A 1024-nucleotide genomic window follows, 5' to 3' on the forward strand; every position below is an offset into this window, starting at 1 on the left:
AAGCCACTGAACGACCCCATGCAATCACTAGACTCCACGCCACTTGACCCCGCCCGCACCGCCCACGGGCTGATCGCCCTGCAGCAAGGCAACACCGGCTTCGGCCGCGCCCCGCACGACAGCGCCACGGTGCTCGCGAACGCCGCGGCGCTGGCCGATCGCTTCCACGCGCTGAACGCGCTCGTCGTGCGCGTGAAGGTCGGCTGGCACGCCGGCTTCCCCGAGCTGCTGACGCAGACCACCGACCAGCCCGCGCCCTTGCCGCCCGGCGAGTTGCCGGCGAACTGGTGGGACGACCCGGCCTCGCTGCCAAGCGCGCCCGGCGACCTGCAGATCGTCAAGCGCCAGTGGAATGCCTTCCACGGCACCGAGCTCGACCTGCAACTGCGCCGGCGCGGCATCGCGACGCTGGTGCTGGGCGGCATCGTCACGCACATCGGCGTCGAAGGCACGGCGCGCGCGGCCTGGGAGCTCGGCTACCAGCTGCTGATCGCCGAGGACGCCTGCAGCGCGCCGCTCGCCGAGCCGCACCTCGCGTCGATGCAGTACGTGATGCCGCGGCTCGGCCACGTGCGGCGCACGGCGCAGATCCTCGCGACACCGAACGACATGGCCTGACATTCAAGGCGCCGTCATACTGTCGGCCATGTTCGCTTCCCGTGTCGCCTGGCGCGTCCTGCTCGCGCTGCTGCTGGTGTTCAGCCAGCAGCAGGCGGTGCTGCACGTGCTGGGGCACGCGATGGAGCACCAGCGGCCATCGCTGGCGGCGGCCTCGTCCCACGCGAGTTCGGCCCAAGCGACTGACATCGACGCGCTATGCGCGCAGTGCCTGGCCTTCGCTCAACTCGACCACCCGGCCACGCCGCAGGTGGCGACACCCACCGGCTCGTCGGCCCGCTTCGAGTTGGCTGCGGCCGCGCCGGTCACCGCGCGGGATGCGCGCTTCGAGCCGGCCTACCTGAGCCGCGCCCCTCCTCGTTCGACGCTGTCCTGAACTGAACCCCCGTTCGCCCTGAGCCTGTCG

2 protein-coding genes are annotated in these 1024 nt (G+C 71.5%); both read left to right on the forward strand.

Features of this window, described 5'->3' with window-relative positions; genetic code table 11:
* Nucleotides 1–18 precede the first annotated feature (18 nt).
* Entirely contained in the window at nt 19–618 is a 600-nt protein-coding gene (locus AC1D01_RS36225; RefSeq protein WP_477874579.1) for a hydrolase, read from the forward strand.
* 28 nt (nt 619–646) lie between these two features.
* Nucleotides 647–994, forward strand: a complete 348-nt coding sequence (locus AC1D01_RS36230) for a hypothetical protein (RefSeq protein ID WP_477874581.1) — start codon at nt 647–649, stop codon at nt 992–994.
* The last annotated feature ends 30 nt before the right edge of the window (nt 995–1024 follow it).

It is taken from the genome of Rhizobacter sp. P3_B12, from assembly GCF_056402895.1.